Origin of the sequence: Pseudonocardia spirodelae (genome assembly GCF_037727765.1) — a bacterium.
In the GTDB taxonomy this organism is placed as follows: Bacteria; Actinomycetota; Actinomycetes; order Mycobacteriales; family Pseudonocardiaceae; genus Pseudonocardia; species Pseudonocardia spirodelae.
The window spans coordinates 23,353-43,939 of the sequence record NZ_JBBJUP010000028.1 but is presented as its reverse complement, the minus strand read 5'-3'; the positions used below and the strand labels follow the sequence as shown (position 1 = coordinate 43,939).

Annotated in this window: 26 protein-coding genes; 18 read left to right on the top strand and 8 right to left on the bottom strand. The window is 76.8% G+C overall.

Annotated features, from left to right (window positions below; translation table 11 throughout):
* Positions 1-874: 874 nt before the first annotated feature.
* Positions 875-1,600, bottom strand: coding sequence for a hypothetical protein (locus WJX68_RS24525; protein WP_340295224.1), 726 nt, complete (start codon positions 1,598-1,600; stop codon positions 875-877).
* 85 nt (positions 1,601-1,685) lie between these two features.
* Complete coding sequence (locus tag WJX68_RS24520) at positions 1,686-2,204, bottom strand: CvpA family protein (protein WP_340295222.1); 519 nt, start codon at positions 2,202-2,204, stop codon at positions 1,686-1,688.
* Between the two features lie 138 nt (positions 2,205-2,342).
* On the opposite strand from WJX68_RS24520, the gene WJX68_RS24515 reads away from it, so the two are divergent.
* From WJX68_RS24515 to WJX68_RS24480, 8 genes are all read left to right on the top strand, one after another.
* Positions 2,343-3,059 (top strand): response regulator transcription factor, encoded by a 717-nt coding sequence (locus tag WJX68_RS24515; RefSeq protein ID WP_340295220.1) that lies wholly within the window; start codon positions 2,343-2,345, stop codon positions 3,057-3,059.
* Complete coding sequence (locus WJX68_RS24510; protein ID WP_340295218.1) at positions 3,056-4,525, top strand: ATP-binding protein; 1,470 nt, start codon at positions 3,056-3,058, stop codon at positions 4,523-4,525. The genes WJX68_RS24515 and WJX68_RS24510 overlap by 4 nt, the downstream gene beginning before the upstream one ends.
* 32 nt (positions 4,526-4,557) lie before the next feature.
* Complete coding sequence (locus WJX68_RS24505; RefSeq protein ID WP_340295216.1) at positions 4,558-5,712, top strand: AI-2E family transporter; 1,155 nt, start codon at positions 4,558-4,560, stop codon at positions 5,710-5,712.
* 118 nt (positions 5,713-5,830) lie between these two features.
* Positions 5,831-6,505: a DUF4383 domain-containing protein gene (locus WJX68_RS24500; protein ID WP_340295214.1), complete on the top strand. Its 675-nt coding sequence runs from the start codon at positions 5,831-5,833 to the stop codon at positions 6,503-6,505.
* A complete protein-coding gene (locus WJX68_RS24495; protein WP_340295212.1) occupies positions 6,502-7,419 on the top strand; it encodes a YqjF family protein in 918 nt (305 codons plus the stop codon). The genes WJX68_RS24500 and WJX68_RS24495 overlap by 4 nt, the downstream gene beginning before the upstream one ends.
* 14 nt (positions 7,420-7,433) lie before the next feature.
* Entirely contained in the window at positions 7,434-9,083 is a 1,650-nt protein-coding gene (locus tag WJX68_RS24490) for a PP2C family protein-serine/threonine phosphatase (protein WP_340295210.1), read from the top strand.
* The gene (locus WJX68_RS24485; protein ID WP_340295208.1) at positions 9,080-10,210 is read left to right on the top strand and encodes a cobalamin B12-binding domain-containing protein; all 1,131 of its coding nucleotides are present in this window, start codon (positions 9,080-9,082) and stop codon (positions 10,208-10,210) included. The genes WJX68_RS24490 and WJX68_RS24485 overlap by 4 nt, the downstream gene beginning before the upstream one ends.
* Entirely contained in the window at positions 10,207-10,569 is a 363-nt protein-coding gene (locus WJX68_RS24480; RefSeq protein ID WP_340295206.1) for an STAS domain-containing protein, read from the top strand. Before WJX68_RS24485 ends, WJX68_RS24480 begins: the two co-directional genes overlap by 4 nt.
* A 21-nt stretch (positions 10,570-10,590) precedes the next feature.
* Here WJX68_RS24480 and WJX68_RS24475 read toward each other — a convergent pair whose 3' ends face one another.
* The gene (locus WJX68_RS24475; RefSeq protein WP_340295204.1) at positions 10,591-11,556 is read right to left on the bottom strand and encodes a ring-cleaving dioxygenase; all 966 of its coding nucleotides are present in this window, start codon (positions 11,554-11,556) and stop codon (positions 10,591-10,593) included.
* A 111-nt stretch (positions 11,557-11,667) separates the two neighbouring features.
* Here WJX68_RS24475 and WJX68_RS24470 point away from each other — a divergent pair, with 111 nt between their 5' ends.
* Together WJX68_RS24470 and WJX68_RS24465 are read left to right on the top strand one after the other, a co-directional pair.
* Positions 11,668-11,820, top strand: a complete 153-nt coding sequence (locus WJX68_RS24470; RefSeq protein WP_340295202.1) for a hypothetical protein — start codon at positions 11,668-11,670, stop codon at positions 11,818-11,820.
* Positions 11,821-11,868: 48 nt separating this feature from the next.
* Entirely contained in the window at positions 11,869-12,414 is a 546-nt protein-coding gene (locus WJX68_RS24465; RefSeq protein ID WP_340295200.1) for a Dps family protein, read from the top strand.
* A gap of 85 nt (positions 12,415-12,499) precedes the next feature.
* Here WJX68_RS24465 and WJX68_RS24460 read toward each other — a convergent pair whose 3' ends face one another.
* From WJX68_RS24460 to WJX68_RS24450, 3 genes are read right to left on the bottom strand one after another with little or no spacing between them, the layout of a single operon-like run.
* Positions 12,500-13,219: a metal-dependent transcriptional regulator gene (locus WJX68_RS24460; RefSeq protein WP_340295198.1), complete on the bottom strand. Its 720-nt coding sequence runs from the start codon at positions 13,217-13,219 to the stop codon at positions 12,500-12,502.
* A gap of 48 nt (positions 13,220-13,267) precedes the next feature.
* Complete coding sequence (locus WJX68_RS24455) at positions 13,268-13,804, bottom strand: TetR/AcrR family transcriptional regulator (protein ID WP_340295196.1); 537 nt, start codon at positions 13,802-13,804, stop codon at positions 13,268-13,270.
* Positions 13,797-14,126 carry a DMT family transporter gene (locus tag WJX68_RS24450; protein WP_340295194.1) on the bottom strand — a complete coding sequence of 110 codons (330 nt, stop codon included), beginning with the start codon at positions 14,124-14,126 and terminating at the stop codon, positions 13,797-13,799. Before WJX68_RS24450 ends, WJX68_RS24455 begins: the two co-directional genes overlap by 8 nt.
* A gap of 118 nt (positions 14,127-14,244) precedes the next feature.
* Here WJX68_RS24450 and WJX68_RS24445 point away from each other — a divergent pair, with 118 nt between their 5' ends.
* From WJX68_RS24445 to WJX68_RS24425, 5 genes are all read left to right on the top strand, one after another.
* On the top strand, positions 14,245-15,129 hold the full coding sequence (locus WJX68_RS24445) for a nicotianamine synthase family protein (RefSeq protein WP_340295192.1): 885 nt from the start codon (positions 14,245-14,247) through the stop codon (positions 15,127-15,129).
* Between the two features lie 75 nt (positions 15,130-15,204).
* On the top strand, positions 15,205-15,660 hold the full coding sequence (locus WJX68_RS24440) for a DUF4383 domain-containing protein (protein WP_340295190.1): 456 nt from the start codon (positions 15,205-15,207) through the stop codon (positions 15,658-15,660).
* 39 nt (positions 15,661-15,699) lie between these two features.
* On the top strand, positions 15,700-15,891 hold the full coding sequence (locus WJX68_RS24435; protein WP_340295188.1) for a hypothetical protein: 192 nt from the start codon (positions 15,700-15,702) through the stop codon (positions 15,889-15,891).
* A gap of 85 nt (positions 15,892-15,976) precedes the next feature.
* Positions 15,977-16,723 (top strand): response regulator, encoded by a 747-nt coding sequence (locus tag WJX68_RS24430; RefSeq protein ID WP_340295185.1) that lies wholly within the window; start codon positions 15,977-15,979, stop codon positions 16,721-16,723.
* Positions 16,720-18,099, top strand: a complete 1,380-nt coding sequence (locus WJX68_RS24425) for a sensor histidine kinase (RefSeq protein WP_340295183.1) — start codon at positions 16,720-16,722, stop codon at positions 18,097-18,099. Before WJX68_RS24430 ends, WJX68_RS24425 begins: the two co-directional genes overlap by 4 nt.
* Before the next feature lie 138 nt (positions 18,100-18,237).
* Here the strand turns inward: WJX68_RS24425 and WJX68_RS24420 are convergent, their stop codons facing one another.
* Entirely contained in the window at positions 18,238-18,594 is a 357-nt protein-coding gene (locus tag WJX68_RS24420; protein WP_340295181.1) for a TraR/DksA family transcriptional regulator, read from the bottom strand.
* A 24-nt stretch (positions 18,595-18,618) separates the two neighbouring features.
* On the opposite strand from WJX68_RS24420, the gene WJX68_RS24415 reads away from it, so the two are divergent.
* From WJX68_RS24415 to WJX68_RS24405, 3 genes are read left to right on the top strand one after another with little or no spacing between them, the layout of a single operon-like run.
* Positions 18,619-19,056 (top strand): NUDIX domain-containing protein, encoded by a 438-nt coding sequence (locus WJX68_RS24415; protein WP_340295179.1) that lies wholly within the window; start codon positions 18,619-18,621, stop codon positions 19,054-19,056.
* A gap of 39 nt (positions 19,057-19,095) precedes the next feature.
* Entirely contained in the window at positions 19,096-19,731 is a 636-nt protein-coding gene (locus WJX68_RS24410; protein ID WP_340295177.1) for a LysE family translocator, read from the top strand.
* A gap of 57 nt (positions 19,732-19,788) precedes the next feature.
* Positions 19,789-20,106 (top strand): putative quinol monooxygenase, encoded by a 318-nt coding sequence (locus WJX68_RS24405; RefSeq protein ID WP_340295176.1) that lies wholly within the window; start codon positions 19,789-19,791, stop codon positions 20,104-20,106.
* A gap of 75 nt (positions 20,107-20,181) precedes the next feature.
* On the opposite strand, the gene WJX68_RS24400 is transcribed toward WJX68_RS24405, so the two are convergent.
* The gene (locus WJX68_RS24400; RefSeq protein WP_340295174.1) at positions 20,182-20,547 is read right to left on the bottom strand and encodes a VOC family protein; all 366 of its coding nucleotides are present in this window, start codon (positions 20,545-20,547) and stop codon (positions 20,182-20,184) included.
* Positions 20,548-20,587: the final 40 nt, after the last annotated feature.

Genomic DNA, 20,587 nt, shown 5'->3' with positions numbered 1-20,587 from the left:
AAAGCACACCGACAAAATCGGCGAACCACCCGGGGGTCACTGTCCGCGGGGCCTGTTGACCGGGCCTCTCAGGGCCCGTTCTGTCCGGCTCTCTCGCTGACAGGGAGAAAGTTACGGCACGGTGTCCGGGCGGGTCAAACCGGGGGGTCCCCCGGGCCTCCCGTCATCGTCCTCGCAGGTCAGGGCGGTCGGATCGGGAGAACGCAGGGTTACCGACACCCACTCACACGGGTTTCGGGCCGATCATCAGTCGGTGTGACGCCGGGCACTCCTGCTTCGTCCGGTGTCCGCAGCGTGGTCTTCTCGGTGGTCGGGCCATCGTCCGTCCGGGTACGAACCGGCCGTTGACCAGCGGGGACGCCCCTGAGCCCGGCCGCGTCCGCGTGCACGTCGGCCGGCGTCGGCACGCCGGACCGGTCCCGTCGAGGCCCGGCCATCCGGCGAGCGGGCGCCGTGACCGGGCCCGGTCCCGCTTCGCGCGGGGCGGCGGCGCCGTCCCCCACCGGTGGAGGGGCACGGTCCGGGGCGGCGCGGGAGCCGGTCTCCCCGGCCCACGGGGCCCGACCTGCGGGGACAGCCCGCGTCACGCGGGCAGGCGGGCGGGTGCCCGGCCGGGTACCGGACCGACCGTCCACCGACCGGATCGCCCGTCGGCGACGTCCTGACCTGCGGGGACGTCGGATGGTTGCCCGGGCGCGCCCGCGTCACCGCATCAGGGGGGTATCCGTGCCCGTTCCGGCGCGTTGGTCCGTCGAGTGCTCCTCGTCGGGTCCTGCAGCGCGTCGGGGGCGAATGCGCGACGCGATCCGACGAGGGGCACTCCCCGTCCCACCCCCTGCGCGGTGACGCACGGGGCGTCACCGCGCGGAGCGGATCACGGCGTCGCGGGGGCCTGCGGGGCAGCCGGTGCGGCGGGCGCCTGCGGTGCAGCCGGAGCCGCCGGAGCCGCCGGAGCCGCCGACCGTCCCGGAGCGGCCGGGGCCTGCGCACCGGAGCCCTGGGCGTCCGGAGCCGCCGGGGCCTGCGCACCCGGCGCGGCCGGGGCACCCGCGGGCGGTGCCGGCGGAGCGGGCGGCGTCGCGCCGCCGTTCCCGGGTGCGCCGGCCGGACCACCCGGGGCCGGGCACGCGCCCGGGCCCGCGGGGCCGCCGTCGTCACCCGGCCCGTGCCCGCGGTGCGCACCCGGGCCACCGGTGGGGCCGCCGTCACCGCCCGGGCCGCCGGGGCCGCGGTCGTCCTGGGCGACGGCGGTGCGGCCCGGTCCGTCGCCCGGCCCGCCGAACGCGGTGCCCACGATCAGGCCGCTGCCCGCGGCCCCGATGACCAGGCCGATCACCCCGGCCGCGACGGCGGGCAGCGCGGACCGGCGGCGCAGAGCGGCGAAGCGGCGGCGGCGCGGCGGCGGGTCCCCGGCGTCCGACGCGGCGGCGAGGGTGCCGCCGTCGTGCGTGCCGTGACCGGCCCCCGCGGCCGCGTCGGACTGCGCCCGCTCGTAGGGCGCCGGGACCCGGCCGGTCGGGGTGTCGTCCGCGGGGACCGGCGGCTGCCGGTCGGTGGGGCGCTCGTCGTCGTCGCGGGGGGTGCGGTTCTCGTCGTTCATGGTTCTCCTCGGACGGGCCGTGCCCGGGAGCGGGCAGCGGCGACCGGCGGACCGCCGGACGGCGGACCGCGTCGGACAGGCGGGATCAGGCGGCGGGCGGGCGCGCGGCGTCGACGACGTCGCGGGCGGCGGAGGTCGTGGCGGGCAGCAGCGCGGTCACCGAGTCGACGATGCGGCTGCCGCCGAGCGACTCGACGGTCGTCGTGACCGGGGCGAGCGCCTGGGCACCGACGACCGCGGGCAGCACCCAGGAGACGAGCCAGATCACCAGCAGCGCGGTGACACCCCCGGTGACGGCACCGACGACGCGGTCCAGCACGGACAGCTTCGCGCGGGCGAGCACCCGGCTGACCAGGCCGCCCAGGAAGCCACCGACCAGCGACCCCAGCAGCAGGCCCGCGAGGACCCCGACCAGGCCCCAGAGCCACGCGGCGTCGGGGGTGTCGCCGTAGCCCGCCAGGTTCGAGCCCCAGGCGGCCCCGATCCCGGCGCCGACGACGAGGCCGAGCAGGCGTCCCGCACGGGCCACACCGCCCAGCCGGCGGAAGCCGCCGACGGCGGCGGCCACCACCACGATCAGCACGATCACGTCGAGCAGGGTCATGTCGTCCTCTCCGTGCGGGGCCCGCGGCGGGCCCGTCGCCTCCCGTGTCCCCCACGACGGTGCCCGTCGTACCTGAGACGGACCTGAAACCGGCGGGTCCTTCAGCTCCCCCTCAGGCTCGCGGCGCACCCTTGTCCCGTGCGGACACGTCAGGACCGGCCCGAACCCGACGACGCCCGCGGGCCCGCGACCCGCGTGCTGGTGCTGGAGGACTCCGACGCGATCCGGGAGTCCGTGGTCGACGCACTCACCGACGCCGGGCACGTCACCGAGGGCGCCGTCGACGGGGCCGGGTTCGAGGAGCGGCTCGCCGCGTTCCGGCCCGACCTGGTCGTCCTCGACGTCATGCTGCCGGGCGGGCGCGACGGGTTCGACCTGATCGACGTCGTCCGCGGGCACGGCGACGCCGGGATCGTCATGCTCACCGCCCGCGACGCGCTGCCCGACCGGCTGCGCGGCCTCGACGCCGGCGCCGACGACTACGTCCTCAAGCCGTTCGCCCTCGACGAGCTCGTCGCCCGGGTGGCGGCGGTGCTGCGCCGGCGGGGGCGGCTGCCGTCCGCGGTGCAGGTCGGGGACCTCGTCCTGGACCCCGAGGCGGCCGTCGCCTCCCGCGGCGGGGCGCTGCTGGAGCTCTCGGCCACCGAGCTGCGCCTGCTCACCTACCTCGCCGAGCAGCGCGGCCGGACGGTGTCCAAGACCCAGATCCTGCGCGCGGTCTGGGGCTACGACGCCTACGACCCCAACCTCGTCGAGGTCCACGTGTCCGCGCTGCGCCGCAAGCTGGAGGCGCACGGCCCGCGGCTGCTGCACACCGTCCGCGGGCTCGGCTACTCGCTGCGGGGCCCGTCGTGACCGCACCCGGCCCGCGCCCGGCCGCGACCCGGACGCCGTCGCTGCGGCGCCGGGTCACCGCCGCCGTGCTCGGGGCCGTCGCCGTGCTGCTGGTGCTGGTCGTGGTGCTCGTCGACGTGCTGCTCGGGGCCCGCCTGGAGTCCGACCTGGACTCCCGTCTGGCCGACCGGGTCACGCAGGCCCGCCAGCTCGTCGCGGCCGGGGCGAGCCCGGAGGACCTCGTGAGCAGCCTGTCCGGCCAGCAGATCCGGGTCCGCGTCACCACCGCCGACGGCGAGGTCCTCGGCGACCCCGGGCTCAACGCACCCGGCACCCCGCCCGGCCGCGACCGCGACGGCCCGGGCGACGACCCGACCACCGGACCCGCCGGACCGGGGGCGCCGGTCCCCGGCGTCCGCCCACCGGTGCCGCCGGACCGGGCCAGCCGCACCGTCACCCTCGACGCCGGCGACGGCACGCGGCTCGAGCTCGTCGCCGACGCCGCCGACGTCACCCAGGTCCGGACCGGGCTGCGGGCCGTCCTCGCCGGGTCGGTGCTGCTGACCCTGCTCGTCGCGCTCGGCGCGGTGTCGCTGGTCGTGCGCACCGCGCTGCGTCCGCTGGACCGGATGACCGCGCTGGCCGGGCGGATCACCGCCGGGGAGCGGGACGCGCGGCTGCGGCCGGACCGCCCGGGCACCGACCTCGGCACCGCGGCCGCGGCGATGGACGGGATGCTCGACGCCCTCACCGACGCCGAGCGCCGCGCCCGCGAGGAGGCCGAGCGCACCCGCGTCTTCCTGGCCGACGCCGCGCACGAGCTGCGGACCCCGCTGTCGGGGATCGCCGCCGTCGCCGAGTCGATGGAGCGCTCCGGCGCCGACGACGACCCGGCCCGCCGCGCCCGGCGCCTGGAGCTGCTGCTGGGCGAGACCCGGCGCGCCGCGCGGCTGGTCACCGACATGCTCGACCTCGCCCGCATCGACGGCGGCACCGCGGTGCGCCCCGTCGGCACCGACCTCGCCGCGCTCGCCCGCGCGGAGACCGACCGCGCCGGCGTCCTCGCGCCCGGCCTCGCGGTCACCACGGCCGGCGCCCCGGCCGCGCCCGTGCACGCCGACCCGCAGGCGGTCTCGCGCATCCTCGCCAACCTGCTCGACAACGCGCGCCGGCACACCCCTCCGGGCGGGCGGATCGACGTGACGGTGACCGCGGCGGGCACCGGCGCGACGGCGTCGGTGGCGGTCCGCAACACCGGCACCCCCATCCCCGACGACGACCGCGAGCGCCTGTTCGACCGGCTCGTGCGGCTGCAGGACGCGCGCGACCGCGACAGCGGTGGCGCCGGGCTCGGCCTCGCGATCGCCCGCGGACTGGCCCGCGCGCACGGCGGCGACCTCACCTGCCCGCCCGACGGCGGCGGCGCCACGTTCGTCCTCACCCTTCCTGCGACGGGCCCGGACGGCGCCGGACCACTACCGTCGTGACGGCACGCAACCATCCGCCCGAGGAGGCCGCGGTGAGCGAGGAACCGCGGATCCCCCGGGGGCTGCTGACGGCGACGAGCCTGGCCTGGCGCGGGCTGCTGATCGCCGCGGCGATCGCCGTCGTGCTGTGGCTGGTCGCGCAACTGGCGGTGCTGGTCGTCCCGGTGGTGCTGGCGCTGATCCTGGCCGCGCTGCTCGCACCGGTCGCCCGGCTGGTGAACCGGGTGCCGATGATCCCGCGCGGGCTGGCGACGGGCGTCGTCGTCGCGGGCGGGCTGGCCGTCGCGGTCGGGGTGCTGTGGTGGGCGGTGGCGGCCTTCCTCGACGGTCTCCCGGACCTGTCCGCGAGCATCGGCGAGACCGTCGTCGCGCTGCGGGACCAGCTGGCCGGGCCGCCGTTCGGGCTCGACGACGCGCAGCTCGCCGCCGTGTTCCAGTCCCTGCTCGACACCCTGCAGCGCAACCAGGCCGCGCTGGCCAACAACGTGCTCGGGGCGCTGGGCACCGCGGGCGAGCTCGCCGCCGAGACCCTGCTGATGCTGTTCGTGCTGATCTTCCTGATCCACGACGGGCGCCGGATCTGGCGGTTCCTGCTGGGCGTCGTGCCGCAGCACTCCCGGCGGCGCGCGGACGTGGCCGGGCGCCGCGCGTTCGCGTCGCTGGTCGGCTATACCCGCGCGACGGTCGTCGTCGCCGCCGTGGACGCGATCACCGCCGCGGTCGGCCTGTGGCTGATCGGGGTCCCGCTGGTCGTGCCGCTGGCGACGCTCATCTTCTTCGGGGCGTTCGTCCCCACCGTCGGTGCCGTCGTCACCGGGATCGTGGCGGTGCTCGTGGCGCTGGCCTCGGGCGGCTGGGTGGAGGCGCTGCTGGTCGTCGGCCTGCTGGTGCTGGTGCAGAACGTCGAGGGCTACGTCCTGCAGCCGCTGCTGCTGGGCCGCTCGGTCCGCCTGCACCCGCTGGCCGTGGTGCTGCCGATCAGCGCGGGCCTCGTCGTCGGCGGGGTGCCCGGGGCCCTGCTCGCGGTACCGCTGGTGACCCTCGCCGACGCCGGGGTGCGCTCGCTGCGCCGCCCCGGCGACGCGGCGCTGCGCGACCCGGACTCGGTGGACCCGCTCGACCCCGGCTCCGCCCGTCCGGGGCGCGGCCCGGGCCCCGGGCCCGTCACCGACCCCGGATCGGGCTGATCCGCAACCCGGATCCGGGAATCGAGACACGGCGCACCCCTGAGGGTGGCCCCGGTTTGTCGCGCAGGCGGTTCGGCTATCCCACCTCCGCCTCGCTCGAACGAACGGAGGACGACGCATGTCATCGATCGGGTCCGACCCGCGCCGGCTGAACGGTCTGCACCGTGTCAGCAGCGCGCTGGTCGGGATCATGCTCCTGGTGTTCGGGGTGCTGGGCTTCACCGACAACCTGGACTTCTTCTCCACCACCGGGTCCCCGGTGCTGGGCCTGTCGACGAACTGGCTGCTCTCGACCGTGTCCGTGGTCGTCGGTGTGCTGCTCGTCGGCGCCGCGGTCCGGGGCGGGCGCTTCGCCTCGACGGTCGGCGTGACCGTCGGCGCGCTGTTCCTGCTGTCCGGTGTGGTCAACGTGCTGCTGCTCGGGACGCCGTACAACGTCCTGTCGTTCCGGATGCCGAACGTGATCTTCAGTCTCGTCGTGGGGCTGGTCATGCTGGTGCTGGGCGCCTACGGCCGCTTCAGCGGACGGCTGCCGTCGGACAACCCCTACGCGGCCGGGCAGCGCCACCGCGTCGACGCCGAGGAGTCCGGTGACCGCGACCAGCGGCTGCCGACCGACGCCGCCGACGTCGCCGCGGCCCGCTCGCTCGCCGAGACCGAGCGGCTCGTCGCCGGCGGTGGCGGGACCGAGGAGCAGCGCCGCATGATCGCGGAGGTCGACGCCATCCGTGACCTCGGTGAGCGCCGGGCCGCGTGGCGTGCGCTGACCGAGCGCGGCAACGCCCCGGCATGACCGGGCCCCGCCCGGCGCAGGCCGGGTCCGCCACGGCGGGCCCGGCCGGTCCCGCGCCCGAGCCGGTCACCCCGGACCCGCCGGTCGCGTTCCGGCGCCCCCTGCTGCACCAGCACTGGGCCGACGTCGTGTTCCTGCACTGGCGTGCCGACCCGGACGCGATCGCCCCGCTGCTGCCGCCGCGCACCCGTCCGGACGTCCACGACGGCGTCACCTGGGTCGGCCTCGTGCACTTCCGGATGCGCCGGCTGGGCTTCGGCCCGTTGCCCGGCCTGCCCTGGCTGGGCAGCTTCGCCGAGACCAACGTCCGGCTGTACTCGGTCGACACCGAGGGCCGTCGCGGCGTGGTGTTCCGCTCGCTCGACGCCGACCGGATGCTGCCCGTGCTGGCCGCCCGCGGGGTCGCCGCGCTGCCCTACGACTGGTCGCCGTCGACGGTGTCCGGGCGGGTCGCCGAGGGCGAGGAGGTCGCCTACACCAGCGTCCGGCGCTTCCCCGGCCCCCGCGGCGCGTACGCCCGCACCCGGGTCCGCACCGGGGCGCCGTTGGAGCGGCCCTCGGAGCTGGAGCACTTCCTCACCGCCCGGTGGGCGCTGCACACCCGGCGCCCGCTGGGCACCGTGCGCTGGGCCAACCACCACCCGCGCTGGCGGCTGCACCGCGCCGAGCTGCTGGACCTGGACGAGGACCTGGTCGCCACGGCGGGTGCTCCCGACGTCGCCGGGCCGCCCGAGAGCGTGCTGAGCTCCCCCGGCCTGCCGGTGACGTTCACCGGCTGGCGGCGGGTGCGCGCCACGGGTGGGTGGGACGCAATCCCCCCGCCGACCGACGCGCCCCGGGTGGTCGCCCGCCGGGGGCGCGGTACCGTGGGGCGTTCCGTGCCCGGGTCCCCGGGCACCGACGACCGGCCGTGAGGCCAGGAGCTGACGTGACCGAACTGGAGCCGACGACCGGCGACGCGACCGTGGCGACCGGTGTCCCGACCACGGTCGACTCGCGCTGGACCGACGCCCCGTGCGCCGCGCTCACCGTCGGGGCGGACGGCGTGCTGCTGCAGGCCAATGACGCGGCCCGCGCCCTGCTGCCCCGGGCCCGTACCGGCGAGCCACTGTCCCGGGTCGCCCCGTGGCTGGCCACCGCCGTCGCCGCGGGCGAGGAGCGCCCGCGGGCGTTCTCCGACGTCGTGGACGGGCGCGCCCTGGAGGCCCAGCCGGTCCCGCACGACGACGGCACCATCACCTGGTGGCTGATCGACGTCACCGACGTCCGGTCCATCCGCGACGAGCTGCACCTGGAGCAGGCGCGCGCCGCGTTCCTGTCCGAGGCCTCCGCAGCCCTGCTCGGCTCGCTGAACCTGGCCCGCTGCATGGAGGTCGCCGCCGAGCTCGCCGTGAGCCGGCTGGCCGACGGTGCGCTGGTCATCACGCCGGGCGCGCGCGGGCAGTACCAGGTCGTCGACGCCGTCGCCGGCGGCGGCACGCGGCACCGGGTGCTCCGCTTCGACCCCGACGAGGTGCCCGGCCTGGCCGAGGCGCTGCAGGGGTTCCCGCCGGTGCCGTCGCGCTGGATCGACCCCGCGGTCGCCCCGTCGTGGATCACCCCCGAGGGGTTCGGCGAGGTCGGGTCGATCGTCGTGACCCCGCTGCCGGGGCACGGCATCCCGGCCGGCGCGCTGGTGCTGCTGCGCCGCGCCGACGCCGGCCCGTTCAGCGAGGGCGAGGAGGCGACCGCGCGCGAGTTCTCGGCCCGGTCCGGGCTCGCCATGTCCGCGGCGCGGATGTTCGCCCAGCAGGCGTCGATCACCGAGACGCTCATGCGGGACCTGCTGCCGCCGTCGCTGCAGCACGTGTCCGGCGTCGAGTTCGCCGGTGGCTACCGGCCGTCGCAGGACAACGAGCGCGTCGGCGGCGACTTCTACGACGTGCACCCCGGCGTCGAGGGCTCGGAGGAGACCCTCGCCGTGCTCGGCGACGTCTGCGGCAAGGGCCTCGAGGCCGCCGTCCTCACCGGCAAGATCCGCAGCGCGGTGCACGCGCTGCTGCCGATGGCCGGTGACCACCTGCGGATGCTGCACCTGCTCAACGACGCGCTGCTCTCCGACGACCACGCGCGCTTCGTGACGCTGGTGCTGGCCTCGGTCACGCGTCAGGGCGCCGACGTGCGGGTGCGCCTGACCTGCGCGGGGCACCCGCCGCCCCTGATCATCCGGGCCGACGGCCGGGTCGAGGAGGCGGCGACGCTGGGCACCCTGATCGGCGCGCTGCCCGACGTGCACGCCACGACCTGGGAGACCCGGCTGGCCCCGGGCGAGACCTGCCTGATGTTCACCGACGGCATCACCGAGGCCCAGGGCGGCCCGTACGGGCGCGACCAGTTCGGCGAGGAGCGCCTGCAGCGCGCCGCCGCCGAGTGCGCCGGGATGCCCGCGGAGGCCGTCGTCGAGCGGGTGCAGATGCTGGCCACCGAGTGGGTCGGGCGCAACTCCCACGACGACATGGCCGTCCTCGCCATCACGGCGCCGCGCGGGCGGCACCTCACCGCCGTCGGCGGGCACGGCCGCGGCAGGTACACCGCATGACGGCCGGGCAGGACACCGGACGCACCGCCACGGCCCGCTACACCGACCTGCTGTGGGACGCGGTCCTGCGCGGCGACGAGTACACCGCGGTCGACGTGGTCGTCGACGCCCTGCGCGACGGGATCGAGGCCGAGGCGGTGCTGCTGGAGGTCATCGGGGCCGTCCAGCGCCGGGTCGGACGCGAGTGGGCGGCCAACCGGATCTCCGTCGCCCAGGAGCACGCGGCCACCGCGATCAACGAGCGCGTGATCAGCACGCTGTCACTGACCAGCGGCCGGCACACCGGCGGCCGGGGGCGGGTCACCGTGGCCTGCGTCGACGGCGAGTGGCACGCGCTGCCGGCCCGGCTGCTCGCCGAGGTGCTGCGCCTGCGCGGGTTCACCGTGGACTACCTGGGCGCCCAGGTCCCCGCGGCGCACCTGATCTCGCACCTGCACCGGACCGGTCCGGACGCGGTCGCGCTGTCGTCGTCGATCGCGACGCGGCTGCCGACCGCGCACGCCACGATCTCGGCCTGCCAGGCCGCCGGCGTCCCGGTGATCGTCGGCGGCGGCGCCTTCGGCCCGGACGGGCGCTACGCCCGGCTGCTCGGTGCCGACGCCTGGGCGCCGGACGCGCGCTCCGCCGCCGACGCGCTGGCCGCGGGCCTGCCCGCACCGTCCCACCCGCACGCCCAGCCGATGGACGACCTGCCGCACCTGTCCGACCAGGAGTACACCCTGGTCACGCGGAGCACACCGCGGCTGGTCGCGCGGGTCGTCGAGCGGCTCGCCGAGCGCGTCCCGGCGATGTCCGGCTACGACGACGAGCAGCTCCGGCACACCGCCGAGGACGTGCGGCACATCGTCGACTTCCTCGCCGTGTCGCTCTACACCGGCGACGCCGAGCTGTTCGAGCAGTTCCTCGGCTGGACCACCGACGTGCTCGCGGCCCGCTCGGTGCCGCCGGCCGTCATCGTGCCTGCCCTGGACCTGCTGGCCGAGGAGCTGCGCGACTTCACCCGTGCCTCGGAGCTGCTGCGCGACGCGTCGGCGGCCCGGTCGGGGACCCCCGTCCCGGCCGGCGGGCCCGCGCCCGCCGGGGGCACCGACAGCGCTTCCCTGCACGAGACCGGAAGGCCCGCATGAGCGACCCGCGAGAGCTGTCCCTGACCTGGACCAGCCCCACGCCGGACGTCGCCGCGGTCGCACTCGCCGGGGACCTCGACTACGACAGCTCCGACGCCCTGACCGACGCGGTCGCGGCGCTGCTGGCGAACGGGTCGGGTGTCCGTGAGCTGCGGATCGACTGCGCCGGCGTCGAGTACTGCGACTCCTACGGGCTGTCGTCGCTGCTGATGGTCCGGCGGCGCACCCGGGCCGCGGGCGTCACGCTGCACCTGGACAACCGCACCGGCTCGCTGGAGCGGCTGCTGCGCGTCACCAACACGCTGGAGCACCTCACCGGCGCCGGCCGCGGGGCCCGCGAGCAGAAGCTCGACACCTGAGCGGGCCGCGGCGGCCGGGGCTCAGTCCGCCGCGCGCAGCACGGGCAGGGCGGCCTCGATGGTCGCGCGGTCCGGTTCGAGCCACGGCGGGAGCCGCAGCGCCCGACCGAGCTCCAGCAGCGGCTCGTCGGCGGTGAAGCCGGGCTCGTCGGTGGCGATCTCGAACAGCACGCCGCCGGGCTCCCGGAAGTAGATCGACGTGAAGTACCGCCGGTCGAGGATGTCGGTGACCTCCAGGCCCCGCTCGACGAGCTCGGCGCGCCAGCGCTCCTGGGTGGCGCGGTCGGCGACCCGGAACGCGACGTGGTGCACGGTGCCGCCCGCCTGACGGCCGCGGCCCTCGACCCCGCCCAGCACGTCGACGGTGGTGGCGACGTCCCCGGCCGAGCGGAACCGGGAGCGGGCGCCGTCGTCGCCGGTGTGGGTCATGCCGAGCTCGGCGAGCATCGCGAGGGTCGGCCCGGGGTCGGCCTCGGACAGGGTGACCGCGTGCAGGCCGCGCACCGCGTGCTCGGCCGGGACGTGCCCGGAGCCGTCCCAGCCCGAGCGGGTGTCACCGGGCGCGGCGACGAGCTCGACGACCAGACCGTCCGGGTCGCGCAGGGTGAGGACCTCCTCCGCGCCGGTCGCGCCGTCGCGGGTGACCGGGTCCGAGGCGTCGACGCCGAGACCGGCGAGGTGCTTCTGCCACCACCCCAGCGACTCCGGCGGCACCCCGAACGCGGTGGCGGTGGTCAGACCCGCACCCTGGCGGCCGGGCTCGACGCCGGGCCACGGGAAGAACGTGAGGATGGTGGCGGGGCGGCCGGCCTCGTCGCCGTAGTAGAGGTGGTACACCTCGGGCGCGTCGAAGTTCACCGTCCGCTTGACCAGCCGCAGCCCGAGCACGGTGGTGTAGAAGTCCACGTTGCGCTGCGGGTCGCCGGCGATCGCCGTGACGTGGTGCAGGCCGTGCGGGGTGATGTCGCTCGTCGCGCCGGTGCTCATCGGGGTTCGCTCCTCCTCGGGGCCGTCACCGGGCGGGTACCCGTTCCCGGCCACGGCGATCCGGTGCGGACGGCGCGACATGAATTCGCCGTGGACGGGTACCCGCCTCCCATGACGACGCCCGACCGCGCCGACCGTTCCGACGGTCACCCGGTTCCGACCGAGCAGAGCGACACCCCGGTGGACGAGACCCCCGACGGCGACGGCGTGCACCTCGACGCCCAGCCGGTCGAGGGCGACGACCCCCGCACCGCGGCGTCCTGAACCACCCTCCTGCAGCGCATCCCGTCACGGAAGGACACCCGACCCACCATGACCACGATCCGTTACACCGTCCCCGGTCTCGAGAAGGGCGACGCCGAGCAGGTCGTCGACATCCTCCAGCACCGCCTGCACGCGCTGAACGACCTCCAGCTCACCCTCAAGCACGTGCACTGGAACGTCATCGGCCCGAACTTCATCGCGGTGCACGAGATGCTCGACCCGCAGGTCGAGGCGGTCCGCGGCTTCGTCGACGACGTCGCCGAGCGCATCGCCACCCTGGGCGGGTCCCCCAACGGCACGCCGGGGGCCCTGGTCAAGGACCGCACCTGGGACGACTACTCCATCGGCCGCGACGACGCGATCGCCCACCTCGGCGCGCTCGACGTCGTGTACACCGGCGTGATCGCCGACCACCGCACGCAGATCGAGAAGGTCGGCGCGCTCGACCCGGTCACCGAGGACATGCTGATCGCCCAGGCCGGCGAGCTCGAGCAGTACCAGTGGTTCGTCCGGGCACACCTGGAGAACGCCGACGGCTCGCTCAACACCGGCGGCGCGGGCGGCGAGGCCGCCGCGGCCGACGCGGCGCGCTGACCGCGGGCCACCGCCGTCCGGGCCCGGTTCCGCACCCGCGGGGCCGGGCCCGACCCGTGTGGCGTGATCGCGACCGGGTCCCCGCTCAGCGCGCCGCGGGCTCCTCGCCGCCGACCCACAGCGCCGCCGCCAGCGTCGGTCCCCACTCGTGCTCGGCCCCGCCGTCGGCGGCGGCGGGCCGGGTCTCGCGCGAGCGTCGCAGCCGCACCACGAACGGGCCCTCGAAGGGCTTGCGGGTGAGCAGGTCCAGCCGGTCGCCGAGCCGGACGTCGTGTGCGTCGAGGAAGCGCAGCACCTCGGGGTCGGTGTCGTCGACGCGCACCAGGGTGCCGCCCTCGCCGTAGCGCAGCTCCGGCAGCCGGCGTGCGTGCACCTCGGGCATGCTGCCGTCGCGGCCGGGGATGGGGTCGCCGTGCGGGTCGAACCGCGGGTGGCCCAGACGGGTGTCGATCCGGTCGAGCAGGCGGTCGGAGACGGCGTGCTCCAGCGCCTCGGCCTCCTCGTGCACCTCGTCCCAGGCCAGGTCCAGCTCGGTGACCAGGAACATCTCGAGCAGCCGGTGCCGGCGCACCACGGCCAGCGCGGACGCGCGCCCGGCCGGGGTGAGGGTGATCCCGGCGTACCGGGCGTGGTCGACCAGCCCGGCGTCGACGAGCTTGCGCACCATCCCCGATGCCGACGGCGAGGACACCCCGAGCCGCTCGGCCAGCGCGGAGACCCCGACCGACCCCTCCCAGCGCTCGGCGAGCAGGAAGATGGTCTTCAGGTAGTTCTCCACGGACTCCGAGTGGCGCTCCGTGCTCATGCGGTCCACGGTATCCCGCCGCGACGGCCGCGGACGGGCGAGACGCCGTCAGGCCGGCCCGGCCGCGGGGTCGCAGAGCCGGGTGAGGGCGGGGGCGTCGACGGGCGAGCCGACGGCCGCGGACAGGCACATGCCGTTGACCGCGGCGACGAGCAGCGCCCGCCGTCCGGCGTCACCTCCGGTCAGCCGGGCGGCGGCCGCGTCGAGGGCCGCGTCCCAGCGGGCCTGCTCGCCGCGCAGCTCCGCGCGCCGCGCGACCAGCAGGAACAGCTCGTACTCCGCGACCGCCGCGGCGCGGTCGCGGCGCGCGCAGTCCTCGACGAGGGCGACCAGGTCGGCCGGCGCGGTCACGGCGTCGAGCCGGGCGACGTAGTGGTCGTTGACCGCGGTCAGCGCCGCCACGAGCAGCGCGTCGACGCTGGGGTGGTAGTAGAGGACGGCGCTGGGCGGCATCCCCGCCTCGGCGGCGACGGCGCGCTGCGACACCGCCGCGACGCCGCCCGCGGCCACCAGCCGCAGGGTGGCCCCGATCAGCTCCCGGCGGCGCCGGTCGCCCTTGCGGCGACGGCCGTCGGGGTCAGGCACGGGCGGTCGCACCGCCCAGCTCCAGGGCGAGCACCCCCGCGATGAGCAGCACGATCCCGCCGGCCTGGACCCAGGTCAGCGACTCCCCGAGGAAGAACACCCCGATCAGCGCGACGAGCGCGACCCCGGCCGCGGCCCAGGTGCCGTAGGCGACGCCGAGAGCCATGCCCCTGGTCAGCGCCTGGGACAGCGACCAGAACGCGAGGCCGTACCCGACGAGGGTGACCAGCGACGGGAGCGGACGGCTGAACCCCTGCGACGCCCGCAGCGCCACGGTGCCGGTGACCTCGGCCCCGATCGCGAGCGCCAACCACATCCACATCGTCCTGTTCCTCCCGCCGCGTCCTACTCCTGTCCATATAGTGAAGCACTCGCTCAGGTTTCTTCGCCACCCGGATGACGCCGTGCGAAACGGTTGTCATTGGCTACGGTGGATCATCGTGACCACGCAGAGCAGCCGTACGGACGCGCCCGGTTTCCCCGGCCCCCGCCACCCCGGCGACGAGGCCGCCACGCGCACCTCCGACCGGCTCGTCGGGCTGCGACGCCGGCTGGAGGCCACCGACCTGCACCCGGGGCCAGTCACCGACGCGGCGTTCGGCGAGCTCGTCGGCCTCTGCTGCCACCCGCCGGCCGGGTGCGCCGAGCTGGTGCTGCAGCTCGTCGCCCGGCACGCCGGGGCGCTGCGGACGCTCGCCTCCACCGGCGAGGGCCACATGGAGCGGCACTGGGCGGAGCGCATCGCCCGCGCCGCCGACCCGAGGGCGGAGCTGGCGCGGTTCCCCTACCTGGGGAACTACCACGACCTGGTGCGGCTCGAGCTCGCCGCGCTGGCCGCGGCCGGGGCCCCGGCGCCGCGCCGCGTGGTCGTGCTCGGCTCCGGGCCGCTGCCGCTGACCGGGCTGGTCCTGGCCGGGGAGCACGAGGCCCGGGTGCTGCACGTCGACCGCGACCCCGCGGCCGTCGCCGCCGGGGACGCGGTGTCCGGCGCGCTCGGAGCCGGCGGGCGGGTCACGAGCCTGGTCGCCGACCTCGCCGAGCCGCATCTGGACCCGGCGCTCGCGGCGGCGCTCGGCGCGGCCGACCTCGTCCTGGTGGGGGCGCTGGTGGGCACCGACGCGGCCGCCAAGGCCGCGATCACCGCGCGGCTGGTCACCGCGACCGGGCCCGACGCGGTGCTGCTCGTCCGGTCCGCCACCGGGCTGCGCACGCTGCTCTACCCGGAGGTCGCACCGGCCGACCTGCCCGCGCTGCGGGTGCTGCTCGAGGTGCACCCGCACACCGACGTCGTCAACTCGGTGCTGGTGGCCCGCGCGGCGACGTGAGCCTCGTCGCTGCGGGGGTTCGGGACCCCGCCGGCCGGGCACCCGGGCGGTGAGAAGGGCGCAGCGTCGCGCCGCGTGACGACACGACCCGAGGAGGTCGCGACGATGATGCGGACGACGGGCGGGTTCTCCCGTCCCTTCACCCCGGTGCAGCCGGTCGCTGCGGCCGTCGCCGGAGTGTTCCTGCTGGTGGGCGCGCTCGGCTTCGTGCCGGGCGTCACCGCGGGCGCACTGACGGCGCTGCCCGCGGCCGACGGCGCGCTGCTGGCCGGGCTGCTGCCCGTGTCGGTGCTGGAGAACGTGCTGCACCTGGCCGTCGGGATCGCGGGGACGGCCGCGGCCCGGTCGACGACGGCCTCGCGCGTGGCGCTGGTGGCCGGCGGCGCGGTGGCGCTGCTGGGCGCCGCGGCCGCACTCGACGCCGTCGGCGCGGCCCTCGCGGTCGTCGCCGTCGCCCTGGTCGGCAGCGCCGCGCTGCTGCGCGGGCGGCCGGTGGTGGGCACGCCGCGGCGGGGTGCCACCGCGACCTGAGACCTGGACGGGGCGGAACCCCCGTGGTCCGATGGCGGCGTGCCCGACACGCCGTCCACCGGGGCCCCGGTGCCCGGACGACACACCGGCGACGGCCGTGAGGCCGACGCCGGCGACCCGGTGTGCTGGCTGGACCGGTTGTGCCCGGACTGCGGGGCGATGCCCTCGCCGGAGGACGACGGCGGGCTGCCGCAGAGCTGCTGGCGCTGCGGCGCCGCCGTCCGACACTGACCGTGCTTGCGATCGTCTGACGATCGGGTGGAAGACCGCGGCGGGTTCGACGCCGCGGTGCCGCATCCGGTGGAATCGACCCATCATGAGCGAACACGGTCCGCGAACCCGGGTGCTGCTGGTCGACGACGACGTCCGGATCGGGCGCGCCCTCGGCCTGGCCCTGGGCGACGAGGGCTTCGACGTGGACGCCGTGCACACCGGCGAGGAGGCGCTCGCCCGCGCCGGTGACCCCGGCGTCGACCTGGTGCTGCTCGACCTGATGCTGCCCGGCGTCGACGGTCTCACCGTCTGCCGGCGGCTCCGCGAGGCCGGGGACCTGCCGATCATCATGGTGACCGCGCGGTCGGACTCCGCCGACGTCGTCGCGGGCCTGGAGGCCGGCGCGGACGACTACGTCACCAAGCCGCTGGTGGCCGCGGAGCTGGCGGCGCGGATCCGGGCGCTGCTGCGCCGCCGCCGCCCCGCGCCGTCGGCGCGCCGCACCGTCCTCGGCGACCTGGAGCTGCGGCCCGACGAGGGCCTCGTGCTCCGCGACGGCGCACCGATCCACCTGACCCGCACCGAGTTCCGGCTGCTCGCGGAGCTGGCCGCGGCGGGCGGGCGCATCGTCACCCGCGACGAGCTCCTGTCGCGGGTGTGGGGCTACGAGTACCACGGCGACACCCGGCTGCTCGACGTCCACGTGCGACGGCTGCGGCGCAAGATCGAGCTCGACCCGGACCGTCCCGTGCTGGTCCTGACGGTGCGGGGCGCGGGGTACCGGACCGGCGCCGAGCCCGCGCCGCCGCCCCGGCCGGACCCCGTCCCGGCGCCCGGCCGGGGCGGGTGAGCGCGTTCGACCGGCCGCGCACGGTGCTCGCCCGGCTGCCGCTGCGCCGCCGGGTCGGGGTGGCGTTCGCGCTGGTCTGCCTGGTCGTGACCGGCCTGTTCGCGACGGTCACCTGGAACCTCGCCTCGTACTACCTGGTGGAGCAGCGCGTCGACGGCGCCACCCGTCAGCTCCAGGTCAACCTGCAGCTCGTCGAGCGTGCGATGGCCGCGGACGACACCACCGGCCTGGACGACCTGCTGACCGGCCTCGCCGGGACCCCGGAGACGACCGTCGCGCTGCGCCGCGACGGGGTCTGGACGACCAGCGGCCGCGACGTCGACCCGGCCGCGTTGCCGGCGCCGCTGCTGGCGATGGCCGCGCAGGGCACCGGGGCCCGGCAGCGGGTGCAGGTCGCGGGGGTGCCGAGCGTCGTCGTCGCCGCGCCGGTGCCGGGCGGCGGGCTGTTCGTCGAGGTCTTCCCGATGCGCCGGCTCGACGCCAACCTGCGGTTCCTCAGTGTCGTGCTGTTCGTCGGCGTCGCGGTCAGCACCCTGCTCGGGCTCACGCTGGGGCAGTGGGCCGGGCGCCGCGCGCTGCTGCCGCTGACCGCGCTGACCCGGGCCGCCGCCCGGATCGCCGGCGGCGACCTGTCCGCGCGGCTGCCCGCCGGGTCCGACGCCGAGCTGGCCCCGCTCGTCGCGACCTTCAACCGCACCGCCGACGACCTGGAGCAGCGGGTCTCGCGCGACGCCCGGTTCGCCGCCGACGTGTCGCACGAGCTGCGCTCCCCGCTGACCACGCTGGTCAACGCCGTCGCGGTGCTGACCCGGCGGCGCGACGAGCTGCCCCCGACCGCGCAGGAGGCCGTCGACCTGCTCGACGCCGAGATCCTCCGCTTCCGCCGGATGGTGCTGGACCTGCTGGAGATCTCCCGCAGCGACTCGCTGCACCGCGAGGACGGCGAGCTCGGCGAGCTGGTCCGCGGGCTCGTCGCGGTGCGCGGCGGGCCGCACGCGCCGCAGGTCGACGCCCCGGCGCCGGTCCCGGTGCGGGTGGACCGCCGCCGGCTCGACCAGGTGCTGGGCAACCTCCTCGACAACGCCGACGCGCACGGGGGCGGCGCGGTCCGCATCGGCGTCGCCGCCCGCGACGGGCACGCCCGCATCGAGGTCGACGACGCCGGCCCCGGCATCCCGCCCGACCAGCGCACGGCGGTGTTCGAGCGCTTCGCCCGCGGGACCCTCGCCGGCAGCCGCGGCGACGGCGGCGGGACCGGCCTCGGGCTGTCCCTGGTCGCCACGCACGTCCGTCGCCACGACGGACGCGTGCACGTGGAGGACCGGCCCGGCGGGGGTACCCGGGTCGTCGTGGAGCTGCCGGGGGTGGACGGGTGAGGTCGTGGTCGCGCGCGCCGGCGGTGGCGGTCCTGCTGGTGCTGCTCACCGGGTGCGGCGTGACGCTGGACGACGAGCCCGAACCCTTCGACCCGGCGACGACGGCGGCGTCGCCGACCCCGGCGGTGCTCCCCTCCCCTACCGGCGACGGCGGCGCGGCACCGACGCACAGGTGATGCAGGTGGCCGCGGCGGGCAGCGCCACCAGCCGCTCGGCCGCGATCGGGCCGCCGCACACCGTGCAGCGGCCGTAGCCGCCTGCGGCCATCCGCTCCGCGGCCCGGCCGAGGTCGGCGCGTTCGCGCTCGGCGGCGGCGAGCAGGCCCTGCAGCTGCGCGCGCTGCACCGCGATCGTGACGCCCTCCGGGTCGTGCTCGTCGTCGTGGCTGGTCAGGGCCTGTTCCTCGGCGAGGGAGTCCAGCTCGTGGCGCAGCGAGGCGAGCCGGTTCTCGACGGCGGCGCGGGCGGCGGCCAGCGGTGCCGGGTCGGGGGTCACCGCTCCAGGATGCACACTGTCGCGGTGGATCTCGCGCGTCCGGTGTCCGGTGTCGGTGTCGTGCTGCAGCGCGAGGACGGGCTCGTCGCCGTCGGGCACCGGGTCACCGACGGGGAGACGCCGAGCTGGTCGTTCCCGGGCGGGCACCTGGAGGGCGGCGAGGCGGTCGTCGCCGCGGCGCTGCGGGAGCTGGCCGAGGAGACCGGCGTGGTCGCGACGGCGGGAGCGCTGTTCGCCGTGTGCGTGCGGCTCGACGGGTCGGGCGTGACGTTCGCGGTGCACGTGCCCGCCCCGCCCGGCGCGCGGCTGCGGGTGACCGAGCCGCACGCCGTCGACGCCTGGACCTGGGCCGAGCCGGACGACCTGCCCGGGCCGGTGTTCACCCACACCGCCGCGGTCCGGCACGCGTGGCGCTCGCCCGGGGCGCCGCTGCCCGGCTGGGACCTGCACCGGGCCGGATAGCCGCTCGACACCCCGGGCCCCGCGACGGATCATCGGCCGGTGGACACCCGCCTGCTCGCCTTCACCGCCGCCGCGGCGCTGGTCGTCGCCGTGCCCGGTCCGAGCGTCGTCTTCACCGTCGGGCGGGCGCTGGCCCACGGCCGGCGGGTCGCGCTGGCCACCGTCGCGGGGAACGCGCTGGGGATCGTCGTGCAGGTCCTCGCGGTGGCCGCCGGGCTGGGCCCGCTGGTCGCGGGGTCGGCGACGGCGTTCACCGTGCTGAAGCTCGGTGGCGCCGCGTACCTGGTGTGGCTGGGGATCCACGCGATCCGGCACCGGCACGAGGCCGGGGCCGCGCTGGCCGCCGCGGCGGGGGCCGGGGACCGGGTCGGCGCCGTCCGGGCCCTGCGCGACGGGGCCGTCGTCGGCCTCCTCAACCCCAAGTCGGTCGTGTTCCTGGTGGCGTTCCTGCCGCAGTTCGTCGACCCGGCCGGTGGTGTCGCCGCGCAGATCGTGCTGCTGGGCGCGGTGTTCGTGCTGGTCGCGCTGGTCCTGGACAGCGTCTGGGCGCTGGGCGCGGGGGCCGCCCGCGACCGGCTGGCGCGCTCCCCCCGACGCCTCGCGGCCGTGGGCGCGGCCGGTGGCGTGACGATGATCGGGCTGGGGGTCGGGGTGGCGGCCTCCCGGGCCGCCTGACCGCCCCGTCGGGGAGGCCCGGCCCCGTGTCCACCCGCGACACCGTCGACCGGCGCGATGAGTTCCGGACGGCGCGGCGGTCACACCGGTGTGCTGATCATCGCCGGACACCTCCTGACCGACCCGGACGACCGGGACGCCTTCGTCGCCGACGGCGTACCGGTCGTGGACGCGGCCCGGGCCGCCACGGGCTGTCTCGACTTCAGCCTGACCGCCGACTCCCTCGACCCGGCCCGGGTGAACGTGTTCGAACGGTGGGAGTCCGAGGCGGACCTGCTGGCCTTCCGCGGGTCGGGCCCGGACGCCGGGACGGCGACGCGGATCATCGGCGCCGACGTCCGCCGCTACGGGGTCTCCTCCGTCGGCGAGGCCTGACCGGCCGACCACGGGACGGGTCGCTGCCGGTCAGCTCGGCCACCTGAGCCCGGCGGGCGCAGGTGTCGGCCGCGGTCAGGAGGCGTGGGGCTGCAGGAACTCCAGCCGGTTCCCGAACGGGTCGGCCGCGTAGATGCGGCGGAACCCCGGGAGCTCCGTGTCCCACGTGGTGTCCTGGCCCGCCGCCGCGAGCCGGCGCACGACCTCGTCGAGGTCCTCGACCAGGATCCCGGGGTGGCCCTTGCGAGCCGGCCGGAAGTCGTCCTCGACGCCGAGATGCAGCTCGACGCCGCCGGCCCGGAACCACGCCCCGCCACGCGCGGCCAGCACCGGGGGCTTGGGGATCTCGGTCATGCCGAGGACGTCGACGAAGAAGCCACGGGCGTCGTCCTCGCGGCCGGCGGGCATGGCGAGCTGCATGTGGTGGAGGCGGGAGAACACACGGGGAGTATGGCCGGGCGGTGCGGTCCCGCCCGCGGAC